At 44.7% G+C, this 22,057-nt stretch carries 16 protein-coding genes and 3 pseudogenes; 2 read left to right on the top strand and 17 right to left on the bottom strand.

Annotated elements, in window-relative coordinates; translation table 11 throughout:
* Positions 1 to 84: 84 nt before the first annotated feature.
* The 5 genes from gatB to MUN89_RS21875 form a co-directional block, all read right to left on the bottom strand.
* On the bottom strand, positions 85 to 1,515 hold the full coding sequence (gene gatB / locus MUN89_RS19770; protein ID WP_244709736.1) for an Asp-tRNA(Asn)/Glu-tRNA(Gln) amidotransferase subunit GatB: 1,431 nt from the start codon (positions 1,513 to 1,515) through the stop codon (positions 85 to 87).
* Positions 1,512 to 2,984: an Asp-tRNA(Asn)/Glu-tRNA(Gln) amidotransferase subunit GatA gene (gatA, locus tag MUN89_RS19775; RefSeq protein ID WP_244713953.1), complete on the bottom strand. Its 1,473-nt coding sequence runs from the start codon at positions 2,982 to 2,984 to the stop codon at positions 1,512 to 1,514. The genes gatB and gatA overlap by 4 nt, the downstream gene beginning before the upstream one ends.
* A 12-nt stretch (positions 2,985 to 2,996) precedes the next feature.
* A complete protein-coding gene (gene gatC, locus MUN89_RS19780) occupies positions 2,997 to 3,287 on the bottom strand; it encodes an Asp-tRNA(Asn)/Glu-tRNA(Gln) amidotransferase subunit GatC (RefSeq protein WP_244709737.1) in 291 nt (96 codons plus the stop codon).
* 172 nt (positions 3,288 to 3,459) lie between these two features.
* Positions 3,460 to 4,983, bottom strand: coding sequence for a sodium/proline symporter PutP (putP, locus tag MUN89_RS19785; protein WP_244709739.1), 1,524 nt, complete (start codon positions 4,981 to 4,983; stop codon positions 3,460 to 3,462).
* 6 nt (positions 4,984 to 4,989) lie between these two features.
* Entirely contained in the window at positions 4,990 to 5,118 is a 129-nt protein-coding gene (locus MUN89_RS21875; protein WP_256464003.1) for a hypothetical protein, read from the bottom strand.
* Between the two features lie 389 nt (positions 5,119 to 5,507).
* On the opposite strand from MUN89_RS21875, the gene MUN89_RS19790 reads away from it, so the two are divergent.
* A complete protein-coding gene (locus tag MUN89_RS19790) occupies positions 5,508 to 5,801 on the top strand; it encodes a hypothetical protein (RefSeq protein WP_244709741.1) in 294 nt (97 codons plus the stop codon).
* Positions 5,802 to 6,106: 305 nt separating this feature from the next.
* Here MUN89_RS19790 and pruA read toward each other — a convergent pair whose 3' ends face one another.
* From pruA to MUN89_RS19830, 8 genes and pseudogenes are all read right to left on the bottom strand, one after another.
* A complete protein-coding gene (gene pruA, locus MUN89_RS19795) occupies positions 6,107 to 7,657 on the bottom strand; it encodes an L-glutamate gamma-semialdehyde dehydrogenase (protein ID WP_244709743.1) in 1,551 nt (516 codons plus the stop codon).
* A 176-nt stretch (positions 7,658 to 7,833) separates the two neighbouring features.
* Positions 7,834 to 8,979, bottom strand: coding sequence for a CamS family sex pheromone protein (locus MUN89_RS19800; protein WP_244709744.1), 1,146 nt, complete (start codon positions 8,977 to 8,979; stop codon positions 7,834 to 7,836).
* 15 nt (positions 8,980 to 8,994) lie between these two features.
* Positions 8,995 to 10,916, bottom strand: a pseudogene (gene ligA / locus MUN89_RS19805) (NAD-dependent DNA ligase LigA).
* Between the two features lie 92 nt (positions 10,917 to 11,008).
* On the bottom strand, positions 11,009 to 13,234 hold the full coding sequence (pcrA, locus tag MUN89_RS19810; RefSeq protein ID WP_244709746.1) for a DNA helicase PcrA: 2,226 nt from the start codon (positions 13,232 to 13,234) through the stop codon (positions 11,009 to 11,011).
* A 25-nt stretch (positions 13,235 to 13,259) separates the two neighbouring features.
* On the bottom strand, positions 13,260 to 13,943 hold the full coding sequence (locus MUN89_RS19815; RefSeq protein ID WP_244709748.1) for a heptaprenylglyceryl phosphate synthase: 684 nt from the start codon (positions 13,941 to 13,943) through the stop codon (positions 13,260 to 13,262).
* Between the two features lie 213 nt (positions 13,944 to 14,156).
* A complete protein-coding gene (locus tag MUN89_RS19820; protein ID WP_244709750.1) occupies positions 14,157 to 14,459 on the bottom strand; it encodes a YerC/YecD family TrpR-related protein in 303 nt (100 codons plus the stop codon).
* 19 nt (positions 14,460 to 14,478) lie between these two features.
* Positions 14,479 to 15,525, bottom strand: a complete 1,047-nt coding sequence (locus MUN89_RS19825; protein WP_244709752.1) for a DUF3048 domain-containing protein — start codon at positions 15,523 to 15,525, stop codon at positions 14,479 to 14,481.
* A 39-nt stretch (positions 15,526 to 15,564) separates the two neighbouring features.
* Positions 15,565 to 17,310 carry an adenine deaminase C-terminal domain-containing protein gene (locus MUN89_RS19830; protein ID WP_244709754.1) on the bottom strand — a complete coding sequence of 582 codons (1,746 nt, stop codon included), beginning with the start codon at positions 17,308 to 17,310 and terminating at the stop codon, positions 15,565 to 15,567.
* A 59-nt stretch (positions 17,311 to 17,369) separates the two neighbouring features.
* Here MUN89_RS19830 and MUN89_RS19835 point away from each other — a divergent pair, with 59 nt between their 5' ends.
* Positions 17,370 to 17,585, top strand: coding sequence for a YgaP family membrane protein (locus MUN89_RS19835; RefSeq protein WP_244709756.1), 216 nt, complete (start codon positions 17,370 to 17,372; stop codon positions 17,583 to 17,585).
* A 40-nt stretch (positions 17,586 to 17,625) separates the two neighbouring features.
* On the opposite strand, the pseudogene purD reads toward MUN89_RS19835, so the two are convergent.
* The 4 genes and pseudogenes from purD to purM all read right to left on the bottom strand — a co-directional run bounded on the left by purD (position 17,626) and on the right by purM (position 22,046).
* A pseudogene (gene purD / locus MUN89_RS19840) lies at positions 17,626 to 18,896 on the bottom strand (phosphoribosylamine--glycine ligase).
* 18 nt (positions 18,897 to 18,914) lie between these two features.
* A pseudogene (gene purH, locus MUN89_RS19845) lies at positions 18,915 to 20,452 on the bottom strand (bifunctional phosphoribosylaminoimidazolecarboxamide formyltransferase/IMP cyclohydrolase).
* The gene (purN, locus tag MUN89_RS19850; protein WP_244713955.1) at positions 20,449 to 21,027 is read right to left on the bottom strand and encodes a phosphoribosylglycinamide formyltransferase; all 579 of its coding nucleotides are present in this window, start codon (positions 21,025 to 21,027) and stop codon (positions 20,449 to 20,451) included. Before purN ends, purH begins: the two are co-directional and overlap by 4 nt.
* Complete coding sequence (gene purM / locus MUN89_RS19855) at positions 21,024 to 22,046, bottom strand: phosphoribosylformylglycinamidine cyclo-ligase (RefSeq protein WP_244709758.1); 1,023 nt, start codon at positions 22,044 to 22,046, stop codon at positions 21,024 to 21,026. Before purM ends, purN begins: the two co-directional genes overlap by 4 nt.
* Positions 22,047 to 22,057 lie beyond the last annotated feature (11 nt).

Raw genomic sequence — 22,057 nt, forward strand, 5'->3', positions numbered from 1 at the left:
ATGATTATTTGTCCCCATCCATACGAAAGCACGCATAAGAATGCGTGCTTTCTTGGATCTCCCATAACTTTTACGATGAACAGCCTAGCGTTTATCCATTTCTTGAAGAAGGATTTTGTTGACCATTGGCGGGTTCGCCTGGCCTTTCGTTTCTTTCATCACCTGGCCGACGAGGAATCCGAGCGCACGGTCCTTCCCGTTCTTGTAATCCTCAATCGACTGTTCGTTTTGATCAAGAATTTTCGTAATAATCTCAGTCAGCTGACCTTCATCAGAAATCTGGACGAGTCCTTTATCTTTTACTATTTTCTCAGGATCGCCGCCTTTTTCCACAAGGTCACTGAAGACTTTCTTAGCAATCTTGGATGAAATCGTGCCATCTTCAAGCAGCTGAGTCAGCTTAGCGAGAGACTTCGGTGTTAAGGCTAAATCAGAGAGCTCTTTCTGATGCTTGTTCATATAAGCGGAAACTTCGCCCATCAGCCAGTTCGAAGCTTGCTTGATGTCACCCTCATTGGCAATCGTTTCTTCGAAGAAATCGGAAAGCTCTTTATTGTTCGTTAACACCATTGCATCGTAAGCAGGAAGCTCCAGCTCTTCAATATAGCGTTTCTTTCGCGCATCCGGCAGCTCAGGAATCTGCTGAAAAATGCGGTCTTTCCAAGCTTCATCAATATAGAGCGGCACAAGGTCCGGTTCCGGGAAATAGCGGTAGTCGTCAGAGCCTTCTTTGACACGCATCAGAAGGGTTTCTTTTGTCTGTTCATCAAAACGGCGCGTTTCCTGCAGGATTTCTCCGCCGGAAAGAAGCACTTTCTCCTGGCGTTTTTCTTCAAACTCCAGCCCTTTTTGAACAAATGAGAAGGAATTCAAGTTTTTCAGCTCCGTTTTTGTCCCGAACTCTTCTTGCCCAATTGGACGAAGAGATAAGTTGGCGTCACAACGCAGCGAACCTTCTTCCATCTTACAATCCGAAACTCCCGTGTACTGGATAATGTTCTTCAATGCTTCTAAATAAGCATAAGCTTCTTTAGGGGAGCGGATATCCGGCTCAGACACAATTTCAATGAGCGGCGTTCCCTGACGGTTGAAGTCAACGAGTGAATAACCATCATCGCTGTGCGTCAGCTTTCCTGCATCTTCTTCGAGGTGCAGCCGGGTAATGCCGATTTTTTTCTTCACTCCATCCACTTCGATCTCAATATGACCATGCTCCCCAATCGGCTTGTCGAATTGGGAGATCTGGTAAGCTTTCGGGTTGTCTGGATAAAAATAGTTCTTCCGGTCAAACTTTGTATCCGATGCGATTTCACAATTTAATGCCATCGCTGCTTTCATGGCAAAATTGACAGCCTCTTCATTGAGGACAGGCAGGACACCGGGATAGCCGAGATCAATCGGGTTGACATTTGTATTCGGTTCGTCGCCAAACATATTGGGCGATGGACTGAAGATTTTTGAATTGGTTTTTAACTCTACGTGCACTTCCAGTCCTATGATTGTTTCAAAGTTCATGACTGCGCACCTCCAAGGGACGGGCGTTGTTTATGGAAATCAGTTGCCTGTTCGAAGGCATGAGCTGCACGGTACACCATTTGTTCATCAAAGTGCTTGCCAATGATCTGCAGGCCGATCGGCAGCCCTTCATTGGAAAATCCGCAAGGGATGGAAATTCCCGGAACACCAGCGAGGTTCACCGGAATGGTAAGAATATCATTGGCATACATCGTTAACGGGTCATCGGATTTTTCTCCCACTTTAAAGGCAGGTGTCGGCGTTGTCGGCCCGATAATCACATCATAATTTTCAAATACTTTATCAAAGTCATTTTTAATTAAGGTTCTTACCTGCTGGGCTTTTTTATAATATGCGTCGTAATAACCAGAGCTTAAGGCAAAGGTACCCAGCATAATCCGACGCTTCACTTCGTCGCCAAATCCTTCGGCACGGGAACGTTTAAACATATCCAGCATCGTCTCCGCATTTTCTGTCCGTCTGCCGTAACGCACCCCGTCAAAACGGGCCAGGTTGGCAGAGGCTTCTGAGGAAGCCAGCAAATAGTACGTAGACAAGGCATATTTGGAATGAGGCAGTGAAACCTCTTCCCAGGTCGCTCCGAGCTCTTCATACTGTTTAAGTGCAGATTGCACGGCTTCTTTTACTTCAGGGGTAACCCCTTCACTTAAATATTCCTTTGGAACGGCAATCTTTAACCCTTTGACATCGCCTGTTAGAGCATCTGTAAAGTTCGGCACTTCGACATTCGCGGATGTAGAATCCATTGGATCATGACCGGAAATCGTTTCTAATAGGAAGGCGTTGTCTTCGACGTTTCTTGTGATCGGTCCAATCTGATCTAAAGAGGAAGCAAAAGCAATCAAGCCAAACCTTGACACACGGCCGTATGTAGGCTTCAGCCCTACTACTCCACAGTACGCTGCCGGCTGGCGGATGGAGCCACCTGTGTCAGAGCCTAATGAATAAGGGACTTCTCCGGCAGCTACAGCTGCAGCAGATCCTCCGCTTGAACCACCAGGAACGTATTCCGTATTCCAAGGGTTACGCGTAGCAAAATAACTGGAGTTTTCGTTGGAAGACCCCATTGCAAACTCGTCCATATTTAATTTACCAATCGTCACAGACTTCGCGTCGCTCAATTTTTTTACAACGGTGGCATCATAAAGCGGATCCTCAAAGTTATCAAGAAACTGACTCGCCGCTGTCGTTCTCAATCCTTTAGTGACGATATTATCTTTAACCCCGATGGGAAGACCGAAAAGCTTGGCTTTTGCTGATCCCCGTTCTTCATCTAAGGCAGCTGCCTGGGCACGTGCTGCTTCTTCATTTAATGTAAGAAAAGCTTTTACCTGGTCTTCGACTTCGCCAATCCGCTTGTAGGATTCGTCGACGAGTTCAGTGACGGTAATTTCCTTATTATGTAGCTTCTCTTGAAGCTCTCGCAATGTATATTCAAATAAAGACATCATTGGACCTCCCTATTCCAGTACGGATGGCACTTTAAACTGGCCATCCTGCTGCTTTGGTGCATTTTTTAGTGCTTCATCTTTTGAAATCCAGTTTTTGGGCTCGTCCTTACGCAGGACATTTTTTAAATCCAGGACGTGGGTAGTCGGTTCGACGCCCTCAGTATCTAGCTCATTTAACTGCTCAGCATACGTAATAATGTCATCAAGCTGCTTCGTAAACATGTCGGCTTCATCCTCGGAAATGGCTAATCGAGCCAGATGAGCAACGTGTACAACTTCTTCTTTACTTATTCGGGACATGCTGTTACCTCCATTCGCACTCACATAATATATGATCATACCAAAAACAATCATCGGTTAGCAACGTACAGGTTTACACCTTATTCATCTTAACATATTTGCTTAGTACTTTTCTAAAGAGCTCCAATGTAAAAAAAGAACTTCCAGCTGGACTGGAAGTTCTAGCTTTTCTTTATAATTTAGCTTTATAGTGTTTGGCCGCTTCAAAGTTCTCGACGACCTCTTTAGGCGGTGTTCCCACTAAGCTGACAACAATCGTGACAATGGCACTTAAAAAGAAACCTGGCACAAGCTCATACAAGTCAAAGATCCCGCCGCTCAGGAAGTCTCCCCAGATTACAACCGTAGCTGCACCGACTATCATTCCGGCTAAGGCACCATTTCTGGTCACACCTTTCCAGAACAGAGAAAGAATGATCAGCGGACCGAAAGCTGCACCAAATCCTGCCCATGCGTAAGATACGAGGGAAAGTACGGAACTGTCAGGATTTCCTGCTAGCAGTATAGCAATTAAGGCAATTCCCGCCACAGCTACACGTCCTACCCATACAAGTTCACGTTCTGACGCATTTTTACGGAAGATGGCTTTATAGAAGTCTTCCGCTAATGCAGAGGAAGAAACAAGCAGCTGAGAGTCAATGGTACTCATAATAGCTGATAAAATCGCAGCTAGCAAAATACCTGAAATAACTGGATGGAACAAAAGCTGAGAGAAGGAAATAAAGATCTTCTCAGAGTCTGCCAGCATTTGAACGCCATTTTCATTTAAAATTTCTACGCCAAAGCTATCCAGGGCACTAATATCCTGCGTGTTAATATACGCGAGACCAAATAATCCGGTAAAGATCGCGCCATAAAGACCGAGGATCATCCAGCCCATTCCGATAAAGCGCGCTTTCTTCACATCCTGCGGCTTGCGCAGCGCCATAAAACGAACGAGAATGTGCGGCTGGCCAAAGTAACCAAGACCCCAGGCTAAAGATGAAATAATAGCGAGAGCTCCAACACCTTGAACCATGTTCAAGTGTGCAGGGTCAATGTTACCAACTGCATCTGTCGCTGCACTCCAGCCTCCAAGCTCCTGTACAGCAACAATAGGTACCGTAACTAAAGCAAGGAACATAAGAATACCTTGAACAAAGTCTGTCCAGCTTACAGCTAAGAATCCGCCTAGGAATGTATAAGAAATGGTTACAATAGCACCAATCCAAAGGGCTTGTTCATAGCTTAGCTCAAAGGAAGCTTCAAACAGCTTCGCACCGGCCACCATACCGGAAGAGGTGTAGAAGGTGAAGAATAAAAGAATGACAAATGCAGAGATCACTCGGAGAATGTGTGAATGATCGCGGAATCGATTCTCCAGGTAATCCGGAATAGTAATCGAATCATTAGCGACCTCCGTATAAATCCGTAAACGTTTCGCGACAAACTGCCAGTTTAAGTAAGCACCGATGGCAAGACCTACACCAATCCAGGCAGAAGATAATCCTGAAGCATAAATCGCACCAGGCAGACCTAAGAGCAGCCACCCACTCATATCAGATGCACCTGCACTTAGTGCTGCTACACCAGGTCCTAATCGGCGACCTCCTAATACATAATCAGATAAATTGCTTGTAAGACGATATGCGGCAAAACCAATGAGCAGCATACCTACTAAATAAACGATGAACGTAATCAACGTTGCCATATCCATGTTTCGTTATTCGCTCCTTTCACTAGTAAAAAGTGTAATGATCGATAGTATGAGTAATAGTGGCATCGGGACAAACAGCCAGAACCATGTTGCTCCTGCAATAGAGTATCCAGCCGCAGCTGCTAGTTCAAACACATTCCCACCTCCAATCCTCGTTGTATGCACTTCTATGCATTTTTTCAATAATTCTGAATAGTAGTTCTAAAGTCATAGAAGCAAAAAAAGTCAAACACAGATACAACCATATCATAATATAGATGTAAGAACATTGCAAAAATTGTTACATAAATTTAATATTTGGATAAATATGCAGTAAAATTACATATATACTCATATATTCGAGAAATAAACAATATCTATTCATCAAATTTAATAAAAAAAAGTTCAATTCCTTATTGAACCGTTACCCTTATTCTTTCCTATTGAAATAAAAAACATGCTTATGTTATTTAAAGAGAGATCCTCGATGAATAATGTATCTTTCCAGACTGATACTATTAAAAAGGAAAGAAAGGGGCAGTTCTATGGACTTCCCGACCATTCATACGAACATATGGGATGCTGTCATAGCCATTCCTGTGATTATGATACTGACAGAATTCATTAAGCTGTTCTTAAAGGTACCTAAATTTGCGGTTCCGACGATTGCTTTAGTATTAGGACTAATCATTTCCATTTTTTACAGCCACCGCGGCGATCTGGCAACCGGAATTTTCATGGGATGGTTCTACGGTTACGGGGCCGTGGGAAGCTATGCCAGCTTAAAATCGAACTGGCTGGCCTTTAGAAAAGAGCCCTCCTATCCCGCGGAAAAGTGAGCTTTTCATTTTAAACTATTAAAAACCTCTCTTTATTTAAAGAGAAGCTCATAAGCAGCGGAGAAAGTTTCCCGGCTTTTTTTTACATTAATCCTCATATTATTTTCAGCAAATTGTTAGGCAACAGAAGATAACGACCGCTGCCTGTCAAAACAGCCTTTCCATTTGGCAAGGATCAACTAGAGAAGGAGAGTCTTATTTCAAACAGCTTCAGCGGATTAAAAAAGCCAGCTTACAGACAAACCATAAGGTTTCTCCATAAGCTGGTTTTGTAATTGACTTTCCTATGTGAAGCAAGAGATCGTTTAAAGCATTTCAGAGGTCGTTTTTCCTTGCATATGATGAATGAGGTAATCAGGTCCGCCTGCTTTAGAATCCGTGCCTGACATATTAAACCCGCCAAATGGGTGGTAGCCTACAATCGCTGCTGTACACCCACGATTGAAGTATAAGTTTCCGACGTGGAAATCTTCACGGGCTTGTTCAATGTGTGCACGATTATTCGTAATGACAGCTCCTGTTAAGCCATAATCCGTATTGTTGGCAATCTCGATCGCTTCATCGAACGTTTTCGCTTTTGCAAACGCAACAACGGGACCAAAGATTTCTTCCTGCATTATCCGGGCATTTGGCTCAAGATCGGCAAAAACGGTCGGTTCAATAAACCAGCCTTTGCTGTCATCTCCCTTGCCTCCCGTTTTCAGATTCCCTTCCTCTTTTCCGATCTTAATATAATCCAGGATCTTGTCATAAGCAGCCTGGTCGATCACCGGTCCCATATAAGAGCTGTAGCTTGCAGGGTCCCCATAGGCCACTTCTTCTTTGGTTTTCGCAACGACACGGTCTACAAGTTCATCATAAATTTCTTCATGAGCGACTACACGTGAACAAGCGGAACATTTTTGTCCCGAAAAGCCGAATGCGGAATAAGTGATCGCATCCGCAGCGAGTTCAAGGTCAGAATCTTTATCGACAACAATCGTATCTTTCCCACCCATTTCTATGATCGTACGTTTCAGCCATTGCTGCCCAGGCTGAACCTTAGCCGCCCGTTCAAAGATGCGTGTTCCCACTTCGCGCGAGCCTGTAAAGCTCACAAACCGTGTACGTGGATGGTCTACTAAATAATCTCCCACTTCTTTACCGCTTCCCGGAATGTAGTTAATGACTCCGGCAGGAAGACCTGCTTGTTCAAGAACCTCCATCATTTTATAAGCGATAATAGGTGTCGCACTGGCTGGTTTAAGTAAGACGGTGTTCCCAGACACCATCGCTGCCGTAGTCGTGCCTGCCATAATGGCAAACAGGAAGTTCCACGGAGAGATGACGACTCCTACTCCAAGAGGGATGTAATGGAAGCGGTTATTCTCAATCGGACGAGAGTTGACGGCAGCCCCTTTATCAATCTCTAAGATCTGACGCCCGTAATATTCCATAAAATCGATGGCTTCTGCGGTATCTGCGTCTGCCTCTTTCCAAGGTTTTCCGCCTTCTTTAATAAGATGTGCGGTGAATTCGTGCTTACGGCGGCGAATGATAGCTGCTGCACGGAATAAGATGTCTGCTCTGAACGGGGCTTTTGTTTTACGCCACCAGTCAAATGTTTCATCAGCGATTTTATGTGCTTTCTCTGCTAAATCCTGATTGGCTTTTGAGACATATCCAAGGACTTCTTTCTTATTGGCCGGGTTGACGACTTTGATTTTCTCATCAGTCATGATTCTTTCTCCGCCAATAATCAATGGGTATTCCTTTCCTAGTTCAGATTCAGCTTTCTTAAGTTCTGACTCCAGGGCACTGCGATTTTCTTGAACGCTAAAATCGGTAAATGGCTCGTGTTTATAAGAAACTACCATTAAAACCGCCTCCTTGAAATGATATGGGAATGGACGCTTTTCAATTGTAAGAAAATTACCACAGCAAGCGTTTCCATTGATCATTTTATCGTATTACAGCAGGGACAGCAAATCTAACTCCCTCAATTGTGGGGGATAAAAAAACCGCAGTGACGGGAAATCACTGCGGCTTTCGTTTATTGATAAACGTGAACGTAGGCGTCTTCTTCGCCTGCTTTTTTCACAATCACGCTTTCCTGATGATCCATACTGTAAATATTGACTTCAATATCATAATGATCTTCAAACATTTCCATCACCAGACTATGGACATACTGAGTAAACCCTACGACTTCTGATTGCGAATTAAACTGAATTGGGATGTTAATCTTCACCTTTTTCAATTCGTTATCTACATAAAACCCATTCGCGATCATTCCGACGAAATTCGGGAAGTAATCTGACACTTCCGCGCGGAACTCAGAAAACAACTGGGCATCTTCAAAATGGTCCTTCTCTGCTTGGTCTGAAGGAAACAGCACATTTTCTTCCTTAATAGCTTTCCAATTGCCTGCCGTCATATCTGAGCCCTTGACGTACGACTTAGCAAGAAAACTGCCGGGTACTTTCGCCTGGGCTGTCTCCTCCTGATAAATCGCAAACATAATCGGAACATCCTGAAGTTCTTCTCGTTCACGCAGACGCTTTAGAATTTCATTAGCATAAGCTTTGCCCTTACTTAACAGCTCACTTTTGCTGTGCTTCTCTGTGTATTCCTTGCCATCCACCGAAAAGTTATACACCGACCGCATGGAAATTCCGATTGTAACGCCTTTTACATTAACGACGTTATCATCCTTTTTTACGAGATAGTCCTGCTCCACAATATTGGAGATATACTTAGGATTTTTTCGGAAGTCTTTTTCTTTTGCTTTGTCTTCATTGAGCTTAGGATTCAAGCCTTCCGGATTATCCTCGGATTCACGGGAAAGCCATTCAATCAACGTGTCGTAATCCAAATACTGGCCCGGTTGAAAATAGTATTTATCAGGATCAAAATACTCTTTTGAGTGCCGCCTCAGGCCGTCTTCAAACTCCGCAATATCCAGACGGTTGCCCATCTGGTTTGTCGTTAACCCTCTTGCAGCTGACGTAGTCGGGCTGTCCTTTGACAAAATCATTTTATAGTCATTCTCGGGTGCACTGTAACTAGGTATAATCGCCGTCTGATTGCTGCTTTCGTCCTTTGTTTCTTTGACGACCTTCTGTTTGTTGTCAAAGACGGGCGTACACGCGCTTAAAATCAGCAGAGCACATAGCAAGAGTGCGTGTATCTTTCTCATCGTTTCCACTCCCCATTACGTTAAAGCTTTGCTAAACTGTTCTTCATCCCATATTTCAATTCCTAACTCATCGGCTTTCTTATATTTTGATCCGGCATCCTCACCAGCGATTAAGAGATCAGTGTTTTTGCTGACGCTGCCTGTTACACTTCCGCCGAGCTCCTGAATCATGTTTTTCGCTTCTGATCTCGTATAATTTTCCATTTTGCCCGTAAGAACAATCGTTTTGCCAGCAAACGGTGAATCCGCGGCCTGCTCGCTCTTTTTGATTCCTTTATACTCCATGTTTAAACCAAGGTTCCGTAACTCATCAATCAGTTCAATGACTTGTGATTTGTGGAAATAACGATAAATAGAGTCGGCCATTTTCTCGCCAATTTCAGGAATGGCTTCGAGCTCTTCTACGTCGGCTTTCATCAACCTGTCCATCGTTTCGAATTGCTGTGCGAGCGTGCCTGCTGCTTTTGTACCTACATACCTTACACCAAGACCGAAAAGCAGCCGCTCGAGTGAGTTTTCTTTAGATCCTTCAATAGCTGTAAGCAGATTCTGCACAGATTTCTCACCCATTCGCTCAAGCTGTAACAGTTCATTTCTTTCAAGTTTATAAAGGTCAGAGATATTATGAATCAGCTCTTCCTTAAATAGCTGGGCGATTACTTTTTCCCCGAGTCCTTCAATGTCCATCGCATTTCTTGAGACAAAATGAATGAGCGCTTCACGAAGCTGGGCTGGACAATTAGGATTGATACAGCGCAGGGCGACTTCTTCTTCCAGCCTGACGAGTTTGCTTTCACAGGCAGGGCAGCGTTCCGGCATCGCAAATGGTTCTTCATCCCCGTTACGCTGGTCCTCAACCACCCGGACGACTTCCGGAATAATATCTCCGGCTTTTTTTATGACCACTGTATCCCCGATACGGATATCCTTTTCACGTATTAAATCCTCATTGTGCAAGGAGGCACGCTGAACAGTGGTACCCGCCACTTTCACAGGCGAGAGAATGGCAGTCGGCGTCACCACACCTGTACGTCCGACACTTAATTCGATATCAAGCAAGTTGGTGACTGCTTCTTCGGCAGGAAATTTGTAGGCAGTCGCCCACCTTGGACTTTTAGCCGTGAATCCTAGAGCTTCCTGCTGATCAAGGCGATCCACCTTGATTACGATGCCATCGATTTCGTAATCAAGATCCGGACGTCTTTCCACCCAGCTGTGAACATAATCAATCACTTCATCAATGTTACCGCATTTCTGCCATTCCTGGTTCGTTTTCAGCCCAAGTTCATTCAGCCGCTCGAGTCTTTCACTATGGGAGGTTGACGTGTCATCCTCCCAGATGCCGACTCCGTAAAGAAAAATATCCAGATTTCGTTTAGCGGCGATTTTAGGATCCAGTTGACGGAGGCTTCCTGCGGCGGCGTTTCTTGGATTTGCAAAAGGCTCTTCAGCGTTTGCTTCCTTTTCTTCATTTAAGGCGGCAAACGACTTTTTCGGCATAAATGCTTCGCCCGGACCTCGAGGGTTTCGGGCTGTTTCAAGCGTAAGGGAATACTGCGGATCGTTCTCAAGTTCTTCGTAATATCTTCCCCTGTTGTACCGTTCCCCCGCGTCGCGCCTCGTACAAATAGTCCGTCTTCATAACTGAGCGAGACAGCAAGGCCGTCAATTTTCAATTCACAGACGTAAGTTACTTCTTCCTCTGTGCCTTCACGGGCACGGCGGTCAAAATCACGCAGCTCCTGATCGTCAAATGCATTTCCCAAACTCAGCATCGGCACTCGATGATCTACTTTCACAAAAGCTTCCAGAGGTTCCCCGCCTACGCGCTGGGAAGGTGAATCGGACGTGATGAATTCAGGGAATTCCTTTTCCAGATCAATCAGCTCGCGCATTTTCTGATCATATTCATAATCAGATACGCTTGGGTTGTCCAACGTATGGTATTCGTAATTGTATTGATCCAATTCTTTTCTTAAGGCTTCAATTCTTTGTTTCGCCTCTTGTTTATCCATGTCTGCCACTTCCCTTAAGCTTTAGTGATCGGAGCGTAACGAGCAAGAAGACGTTTGATCCCAGTTGGCGCAGGAAAAGCAATATCAAGCTCCATGGCATCTCCTTCTCCCTGCACATTGACGACTGTTCCCTCGCCCCACTTTTTATGTTTCGCTTTATCCCCAGGCTGCCAGCCTATTTTTTCGCCTCCTGTAGACGACTTAGGACCGGTTTTCTTCGCTGCGCGTTTTTTAGGTTTTGATGCAGAAGGTGCCTCTGTGTTCTTCTGGCTGAAGAATGGCAGTGGTTCCTTTTCTTCTTTTCCATCGAGGAGATCTTCAGGAATCTCTCCGATAAACCGGCTCACAGGATTCATATTCGTTCGCCCAAACAACGTTCTCATTTTGGCGTGGGTTAAAAACAATTCCTTTTCTGCCCGGGTAATGCCGACATAAGCCAGACGTCGTTCTTCTTCCATTTCGTTCTCATCCATGATCGACCGGCTGTGCGGAAAGACGTTTTCTTCCAGTCCTACGAGAAAGACGACCGGAAATTCCAGACCTTTTGCCGAGTGGAGCGTCATCATCGTGACCGCGTCATCACTATTAGGATCGTCATTCATCGTATCTATATCCGCGATTAATGCTAAATCGGTCAAGAAAGCAATCAGCGTCTTATCTTCACTGTTTTCCTCAAAGTTTTTTGTTACTGATTTAAATTCTTCAATGTTCTCCAGGCGGCTCTGTGCTTCAATGCTTTTTTCATTCAGGAGCATTTCTTCATAGCCTGTTTTTGAAATCACTTCCTGTACCATATCTGTTGCTGATAAAAACTCCTGCTGCTGCGTCCAGTTTTTGATCATTGTGCGGAATTGCATGATCGATTTCGCTGCTTTTGCGCTGACACCAACAAAATCAACTTCAGCAGCTGCTTCGTAAAGAGAAATGTCATGATCAGCGGCGTAGGCAGCCATTTTGTCCATGCTCGTCTTTCCTACGCCTCTTTTGGGCTCGTTGACAACCCGTTGAAAACTTAAATCATCGTTAGGATTTGCAATGAGACGCAAATAGGCAAGCATGTCTTTGATTTCTTTACGATCATAGAACTTCGTGCCTCCCACCATTTGATAAGGCACGCCTGCTTTCACGAATGTTTCCTCAACCGTCCTGGACTGGGCATTGGTTCTGTACAGGATCGCTACGTCTGAGTATTTATACTTGCCCTGGCGGATCAGTTCTTCGATTTTGTCTGTCACAAACAGTGCTTCTTCCCGTTCAGTCCCTGCTTCATGGTAACGGATCTTCTCCCCGCCATCATTGTCTGTCCATAAGCGCTTCGGTTTTCTTCCTGAATTGTTATCGATCACCTGGTTGGCTGCATTTAAAATAAGCTTGGTTGACCGATAGTTTTGCTCAAGCAAGATCGTTTGAGCATTCGGATAGTCTTTTTCAAAGGAAAGGATGTTTTGAATATCAGCTCCACGCCAGGCATAGATGGATTGGTCAGAATCGCCGACTACACAAAGGTTTTTGTAGCGGCTTGCTATCTGTTTGACGAGTTGGTACTGGGCATGGTTTGTATCTTGGTATTCATCCACGTGAATGTATTGAAAACGACGCTGATAGTATTCAAGCACTTCCGGTACTTGATCAAACAACGAAAGCGTCTGCATAATTAAATCATCGAAATCCAGAGACTGGTTTTTACGCAGTTTTTTCTGGTAGCTTTTATAAATTTCAGCGATTTGTTCTTCGTGCATGTTCCCAGCCTGGTTGGCATAATCGTCTGCAGTTAACAATTCATTCTTTGAATTGCTGATGGCACCGAGCATCGCCCTTGGATCCCATTTTTTAGGGTCAAGGTTGATTTCCTTCAGTACCTGCTTGATGACGGACAGCTGGTCACTGGAATCCAGGATTGAAAAATTCCGATCATAGCCAATCCGGTCTATATCTCTTCTTAATATCCGAACGCAAAGGGAGTGGAACGTAGACATCCAGATCTTTTCCGCCTCCTGCCCTACTAACGATTCGACACGTTCCTTCATTTCCCGGGCTGCTTTATTCGTAAAAGTGATCGCCAGTACGTTTCTTGGTGAAACGTCTTTTTCCTGCAATAGATAAGCAATCCGATGAGTAAGAACCCTTGTCTTCCCGCTTCCGGCTCCTGCCATAATTAAGAGCGGTCCCTCGGTATGGGTCACCGCGTTTCGTTGCTGTTCGTTTAAACCTTTCAGTAAAGCATGTGCTGCTTGCGTCATGTGGCACCATCCTTTTTCTTTCTAATTAACGTTTGACCGCTTTTACTGTCTGAAGGGCAGCCTTTAGATCTTCGTATATGATATTTCCTACGACTATGACATCCGCGTAAGCCTTCATTTCTGCTGCCTGCTGCTTAGAGCGAATGCCGCCTCCGTAGAAAAGAGTAGTCTTATCCAGTTCACGGGACACCTTTTTCACCAGATCAGGCTCTCCATAACTCCCGCTGTACTCTAAGTAAAAAATCGGCAGATGGAACATATGCTCTGCCATTCTGGCATAAGCGACTGCATCATCAGAATCAGGAAGTCTGCAATGGGTATGTGTGAACACTTTTGCCTCCGGATTCAACACACAATATCCTTCAGCAAGCATCTCGTCCCAATCCATGATATCTCCGTATTCTTTTACCGCTTCGTGCTGAAGGTCCATCATCCACTTTTTTTCTTCACTATTCATCACCATAGGAATAAAGTAAAAGTCAAAGCCTGGCGTTATGGATTCTAAATTCGAAACCTCCAATATACAAGGAACTTCATACCTCCGAATGCTTGCAAGCAAATGCAGGACATCATCTAAAGTAACGTCATCTGTCCCACCGACAATGATGGCATCCGTTCCTGATTCACACACTGCTTCTAAATCCTGATCTGAAATTTCTTTGTTTGGGTCCAGCTTAAAAACATGCTCCCAATCGTTAACGTTATACACAGTTCCATCCTCCAAAAACCTAATAGTCCATTCACTTATTATAGCAAAAATTAAGGTTAGGAATCGACAGGAAAGAGGAATTAACATTGAAAGGAGAATCTATTGGCAAAGAAAGAGATTCGAGCAGTTCCGAAGCAATGAAAAGACAACATAGCTTTCTGCAAATAATGCACAAAAAAAGACTGTCATCATTGACAGCCCCTCTTCCTATCCTTATTTCGTTTTCTTCTCTTCCACACGATCAAGTGCCAGCGTGTATGCATCGTTACCATAATTTAAACAACGTTTCACGCGTGAGATCGTTGCCGTAGAAGCACCCGTTTCAGTTTCAATTTTATGATAAGTAAATCCTTCTCTGAGCATGCGGGCTACTTCCAGACGCTGTGCGAGCGACTGGACTTCGTTCATCGTTGCGAGGTCATCAAAAAACTCATAACATTCTTCTACATTTTCCAAAGACAAAATGGCTTCAAACAACTGATCCAATGTTTTTCCTCTTAGTTTATCAATTTGCATGGATATGGTTTCCCCCTCACTACTGGGCTGCAACGTTTGTGTCATTTGGTACAATGTTGACCCATGTTTTTCCTTTAGCAAATTTGAGCGGCTGCCCGTCAAGGTATGGCAGAATCCGCCCTTGATCGTTTTTCCAATTCACTTCCATCATTTGTCCTTTATAAAACAAATACCCTTTTCCGCCCGAAGTTAAATCAACTTCACGGCGTCCTTTACTGTCGATAACTTGGTGACTTGTTTTGACAACAAAAATATTGTCTACAGCAATGCGGTCATTTGATTCCTTTTCCACTGTTGGTTCTCCATCACTAGAGCGGAGAAACTGCTTTTGCTCGGAATCGTACGTAAATGAGACGACCTCCTGCGGCTGGTTGGAGTAAGTAATTGTCACATCTTGTACAGATTGCCCCTGCTTCAATTCATCCTCACTGCCAAAAGGAAGAGCTTCCATCTCTTTTGCCTGGTTGTAACCTTTAGCACGGATTGCTTTATCAATCCCACTCGTTAACAAATAGGAATTGTGAGGTGGCATGCGGTCGTTGGAACGCATAAAAAGCCAGCCATTGTTATCATACATCGAACCATTCAAGAAATCTATGCCACTGTTGGCAACGAACTGGTTGATCTTTACTGACGCTCCATGATAAATATAAACACTGTCATACCCTTGGGCAAGCTTCATAAAATAAGGCCGTGCGCTCCTAACCGGACCGATCTTATCCGGAATATGACTTTGAAATAGCGCCACAAACCTTGTAATCTCCCCTTCAGCAAGAACTTCATACACCACATCAGCCTGGCTCAAGCCTGTTTGCGGACGAGCTTTTGTATGATTATTAACCATCACAGCAATTACTCGTTGGCTAGGCTTCTCCTCAGCAGGTTTTCCGGTTAATGGGTACGTAAACTGAGAAAAAGCAGTCTCTTCATCAACTGGATTCTCTTTTTCCTGGGCCGTTACCTTTCCTTCTGGAGCATCGGTGCTCTCCTTTTCTTCTCCTTTACTGCATGCTGCCATTAGTAAAAGTGAAAGAAGCAATACAGCTAGTCCTATGTGTTTCTTCATTGTAACACTTCCTCTTATCCCTGTAGTCTATCCTCTATTCTATCTCATAATAGACGGATACAGTACTTCTTTCTTTTTCACATTCATGAGTCCAAGCGGCGTAATCCTAATAAATGGAAGATGCATAGACGAAAGAAAAAGTAAGGTATAAACGGGATCTTCAAAAGCAAAACCAAATGATTTTAAGTGCTTCTTGAGCCTTGCTTCTTCTTTAATCAACTGCTCCATAGGAAGATCAGACATCACCCCGGCGAGAGGAAGTGGAAGTTCAAAGACCACCTTTCCTTCGTTCACAAGGACGATCCCGCCTCCTAATTCTTTCATACGAGCAAAGGCGAGTTTTATATCTTCCCTTGATTTCCCTATTAAGATTAAATCCCCTGTATTGGAATAAGAACTTGCCAAAGCACCGAGCGAATTCGTGAACCCTTTCAGAAGCGTGTTGACCTTCCACTCGCCATCACGATCCATAAGAGTAAGAAATGCCTCATCTAAATGATCGGGAATTTTTTCAACAGAAGCATCGATATCAATGGCGTACGGCTTCATGATGACATCATTAAACATTTCCATTCCAATGGGCATAGAGAATTGCAGATCCTCATCAGTCATCTCCCAATCTAATTTCAGCGGAGAAATGTCATTTTTGACCCAGCCTATTTTCGTTGACTCTCCGACCACTTCCCCATCTTTTTTCACCCATTCCCCTTTTGCAAGAATTGAGAGAGGCGTGGGATCTTTTGGATCACTTAAAAAATTGAGGTGGGCTACTCGCCCAGGCAGAATACTTCCTACTCGCTCTTCGATCCCAAAGTGTCTTGCCGGCTGATAAGAGGCCATCATATAAGCATCCATTTCCGGCACTCCTTCTTCAATAGCAATCTTAATACAAAGATTGATCAGTCCTTCACGATAAAAACCAGGGGTTGATCCGTCGGTTGTGTACATCATATGGTCATAATGCGTATAGTTTTTCGCTTTCAAACCTTTTAGAATATCAGGGAGATCAGGTCGAATGGAAGAATACCGGAGCCCTGTTTGGTATCCCAGCGACAAACGGCTGATGACTTCATCGGCGGTCATGGATTCATGCTCCGAATCAATTCCCAGAAGCTTCATTTTGACAAGTGTCTGCTCTGATGCCCCGGGCAAATGACCTTCCAGCGGCTTACGTGAGCGTTTCGTTTCCTGCATCCAGTGAAGCATCTGGTCATCTCCTCCATAGAGGACATCCGGCCAGGCAGTAAGTTCTCCCCCTTGAATAACCGCATCATGCTCGAGCCAAGGAAGCACCTGATCATCGAAAAACGCTTTATCTTCTTCCCTCAATGCCGACTGCGAGTCAAAACGGGCCCACCAATACATAGAAGCAGGAAGGTTCATGAATTCCTCCAGCAAGGAAAACGCTTTCCCCTTTTTTGTTAAAAAAAGCCACATGAGATTATCATTAATCAAAGTTGTGGTGCCTGTCTGAGCTGCATATTCAGCTAATGTATGGGGATTATATAATTGAAACGGATGCGCATGCGGTTCGATGTAGCCTGGAACAACATAAGTGCTTCGTCCATCAATCACTTCCGTTCCATCCAGATTCGCGGGAAGCTCTTTGCCGGTATAGACGATACGGTCGTTATATATCCAAATATGTCCATTTACCCATTGTTTAAGGTAAACATTCAAATAAGTTGTCTGTTTAATGAGTTTGGTCGGTGCAAGTTTGCCATCGATTACGGCCGTATGTTCCCGCAGCTGGCGGTTGCGCCACCGAAAGCGCTGTTCATTCATGGAGAACCCTCCCTTATTCATTATTTTCTATGGTAACACAGGAGAAGGAGGTAGGAGAAATGAAACCCAATATTGGCATTGTTAACGCTATGGTTCGCATGACGTGCGGGCTGAGTATGCTGACTTTTTTAATAATGAGGTCAAAAACAAAGGAAGAATCTGCACTTCATCCGCTGTTAGTCATTGCTGCAGCTATGAAAGTCGCTGAAGGCGCTGTTCGTTATTGTCCGCTTACTGCAGTGTACAATGAAATGGAAGAAAATCAACAGTTTTAACTTACAAAGAGGACGAGCCTCACGACTCGTCCTCTCTTTATTATTTTCTTTTTGCCGAGGAAATAGAGGAAAGACCGATATCTCTCCGGTAGTAAAAGTCCTTACTTCCATCAAACACCTGCATTTGTTCATATACATAATCTAAAGCTTTGCCCAATGATGGCGCTGTAGCTCCTGCGAGCAGCACGCGGCCGCCATTTGATACATATTGTTCGTTTTCTTTCTCAGTCCCTGCGTGGACCATTGCAACTCTCGGGTTCATCTTCCAGATTGGAAGAGGGCGTCCTTTTTGATATTTCCCTGGATAACCGCTTGAGGCTAAAACTACTCCAGCACAGGCCTCGTCTGACCAGGAGAGCTCCGGATCTTTATTATTTAGCACATCTAAAAAAACCTGTACGAGATCGTTTTTCAACAGCGGAAGCACAACCTGTGTTTCAGGGTCGCCGAACCTGGCATTAAACTCGATAACTTTCGGGCCGTCAGTGGTTTCAATTAACCCTGCATACAAGATTCCAGTGAAAGGTCTCTCTTCCTTCATAAGGGCTTCAGCCGCTGGTTTTAGTATAGAACGAACCGCCTGTTCATAAGAGCTATCAGGCAAATCAGGTACAGGAGCGTATGCCCCATTCCGCCGGTATTTGGTCCTTTATCAGCTTCAAAGGCTCGTTTATGATCTTTAGCTGACACCATAGGATAAACCTCTGCTCCATTAACAAAGGCCATCAAAGAGAACTCGTCACCGTCTAGAAATTCCTCAATAACAATTTCCCGGCTTGCCTCTCCAAACTGACCGTTGACAAGCATGTCTTCGGCAGCTTCCAACGCTTCCTTCACACTTTCAGCCACTACGACTCCTTTACCGGCGGCAAGGCCATCCGCTTTTACGACAATAGGCGCCCCTTTGTCCTGAATGTATTGTTTTGCTTCGTTCACATCTGTAAACGCCGCATAGGCAGCTGTAGGAATGTCATAGTTCATCATCAGCTGTTTGGCAAAATGCTTGCTTCCTTCTATTAAAGCTGCTGCTTTTGTCGGTCCAAAAACACGGAGACCAGCTTCTTGAAACGCATCGACTATGCCATCCAGCAGCGGGTTTTCCGGGCCGATAATCGTAAGGCTGACGTCGTTTTCTTCAGCAAAGGAAACGAGCTCAGTATGATTGGTTTCTTCAATGTTTATCCTCTTGGCTTCTGCTTCCATCCCTGCATTGCCCGGTACAGCATAAATGGTTTCTACCTGCTCGCTTTTAGCAAGTGCCTGTATAAGACTGTGTTCCCGGCCGCCGCGGCCGATTACCATGATCTTCATGATATCCTTCCCTCCTAGTTAGTGCTTGAAATGACGCATTTTAGTAAAGACCATTGCAATGCCGTTTTCATTACAAGCATCAATAGAATCCTGGTCACGCTTAGAACCGCCTGGTTGGATAATTGCGGTAATGCCGGCCGTGGCTGCTTCTTCAACCGTGTCAGGCATTGGGAAAAATGCATCAGAGGCAAGGATCGCTCCTTTGGCCGTTTCACCTGCCTGCTCGAGAGCAATTTTAGCTGCACCAACGCGGTTCATCTGCCCGGCGCCAACGCCTAAGGTATGATCAGCTTTTGCGACGACGATCGCATTTGATTTCACATGCTTGACTACTTTCCAACCAAGTTCAAGATCTTTCAGCTCCTGTTCTGTTGGCTCCCGCTTCGTAGCCACTTCAAGCTCAACATCAGCAAGAGATCCTTCATCTGTATCCTGCACGAGCAGTCCACCTTGCACGCTTGTTAGCTTATGATGCTGACCTTCTGGTTTTTGCATCGTTACTTTCAACAGTCTGAGGTTTTTCTTCTGAGTCAGAAGCTCCATCGCTTCCTCACTGAAAGAAGGGGCGATGACAATTTCCAAGAAAATTTCCTTAAGCTTGGCCGCTGTTTCACGATCCACTTCCCGGTTTAGTGCGACGATTCCACCAAAGATAGAGATCGGATCGCCCTCATACGCTTTTTGAAAAGCTTCTGCTAACCCACTTCCTGTTCCAACCCCGCAAGGATTCATATGCTTCATGGCTACAGCTGCTGGCTCTTCAAATTCAAGCACCACTTCAAGAGCAGCGTTCGCGTCTTGAATATTGTTGTAGGATAGCTCTTTTCCATTCAGCTGTTCAGCGTTTGCAAGAGATGCTCCGTTGTAATTCGCTTTTTTATAAAAAGAAGCCGTTTGGTGAGGATTCTCCCCATATCTCAAAGATTGAACCTTTTCATAAGTAACGGAATAAGTTTCTGGATGCAGGTCCTCCGTATTCTTAGAAAAATACTCAGCGATCATAGCATCATAGTTTGCTGTATGGCGGAACACTTTAGCCGCTAATTTACGGCGGTTTTCATAGGAAAGCTCACCGTTTTGCAATTCAGAAATCACCAGATCATAATCAGCAGGATCGACAACCACAGCAACATCCTGGAAGCTTTTAGCTGCAGAACGAAGCATAGTCGGACCCCCAATGTCGACGTTTTCGATGGCTTCTTCCTCTGTTACTCCTTCTTTAGCAATAGTTTCTTTAAAGGGGTAAAGGTTAACTGCGACAAGGTCGATCGTTTCGATCCCGAGCTCTTCCAGCTGCTGCATATGGTCTTCGTTGTTTCGTTTGGCAAGCAAACCGCCATGCACGGAAGGATGCAGTGTTTTGACGCGTCCGTCCATAATTTCAGGGAATTCGGTAACTTCCGAGATTGATAGAACGGGAATCCCAGCCTCTTCAATCGCTCGCTTCGTGCCCCGGTAGAAATAAGTTCAAACCCTAGTTCATTCAGACTTTTCGCAAAATCAGCTAGACCTTCTTTATTAGAAACACTTACTAGTGCGCGCTTCTTGTTACTCATTTGGCATCCTCCTTGACCAGTAAAGATTGAATTACTTTTGGGTACAGTTCATGTTCAACTGCTTGAATTTTCCGTTTGACGTCCTCTTCTGTATCGGTATCTTCTATTCTTACTGCTTCCTGGTCAATAATAGGGCCTGTATCCATCCCGTCATCGATAAAATGAACGGTGACTCCGGTGATTTTCACCTGTTTAGAGACCGCCTGTCCGATCGCATCCTTCCCTGGGAAAGCAGGAAGCAAAGAAGGGTGGATATTAATAATGCGGTTTTCGTAAGGCTTAAGCAAAGTCGGCCCTATTAATCTCATATACCCTGCAAGAATAATATAATCAATCTCCCTGTCACGGCAGTCCGCAAGCAGAGCCTCTTCATAAGCTGCTTTCCCATTATAGACTTTCGGGGTAAATACGACTGTATCCACTTCATAACGCTGGGCTTTTTCAATTACTGGGGCGCCAACCCGGTCACAAACGAGCAAGGAAACGTTTGCGTCGAGTTCCCCCTTCTCTATCGCATGAACGATCGCATCAAAATTAGACCCGGATCCAGAAGCAAAAATGGCAAGATTTATCATATCCATTCTATTCCTTCCCGGGCTGTGACTTTTCCGATGATCTGAGCTTTATTCCGTGTTTGATCTAAAGCGTCAAGGGCAGCTTCTGCATCCGCTTCACTCACGATAACAACCATACCAATGCCCATATTGAATACACCAAACATATCCTCCACAGCCAGCTCTCCCTGTGACTTAAGAAATTGAAATATCGCTGGCTTTTCCCAGCTGTCCCGCTCCAGCCTGACTCCTAAGTCTTCTGGAAGAGCACGAGGAATATTTTCGTCAAAGCCTCCTCCAGTAATGTGGGCGATACCTTTTACTCGAACCGCTTCTTTAAGCTGCTGCAGGCTTTTCACATAGATCTCTGTTGGCTCTAATAATTCTACTCCTAGAGGTCTTGTGAATCCTTCATAAATATGGCCAAGATCAAGCTGTTTTTCTTCGATAATTCTCCGTACTAAAGAAAAACCGTTTGAATGTACACCAGAGGAAGAGAGACCGATAACTGCGTCTCCAGCAGTTATCGATTTCCCTGTAATTAACTGTTCTTTGTCCACCATTCCGACTGTAAATCCAGCAAGGTCATATTCCTCCAAGTCATACATTCCCGGCATTTCAGCTGTTTCACCGCCAACGAGAGCAGCACCGGCTTGTTCACAGCCATCTGCGATTCCTTTGACGATTTGTTCAATTTTGGCAGGTTCATTTTTCCCACAAGCAATATAGTCTAAGAACAAAAGAGGGTCTGCTCCCTGGGCTGCGATGTCATTCACACACATCGCCACGACATCCAAGCCAATGGTATCGTGCTTATCCATTTGAAAAGCCAGCTTTAGTTTAGTGCCGACGCCATCTGTTCCGGTAACGAGGACAGGGCGTTGATAAGGGAGGGAACTAATGTCAAAGAGTCCGGCAAAAGCACCGAGTTCTCCCATTACTTCAGGGCGCATTGTCCTTGCCACATGCTTTTTCATTCGATTGACAGATTCATAGCCGGCTTCTACATCCACACCAGCTTGTTTATATGATTCACTCATGCCTTTTCCCT

Origin of the sequence: Halobacillus salinarum (assembly GCF_022919095.1) — a bacterium.
GTDB lineage: Bacteria > Bacillota > Bacilli > Bacillales > Halobacillaceae > Halobacillus_B > Halobacillus_B salinarum.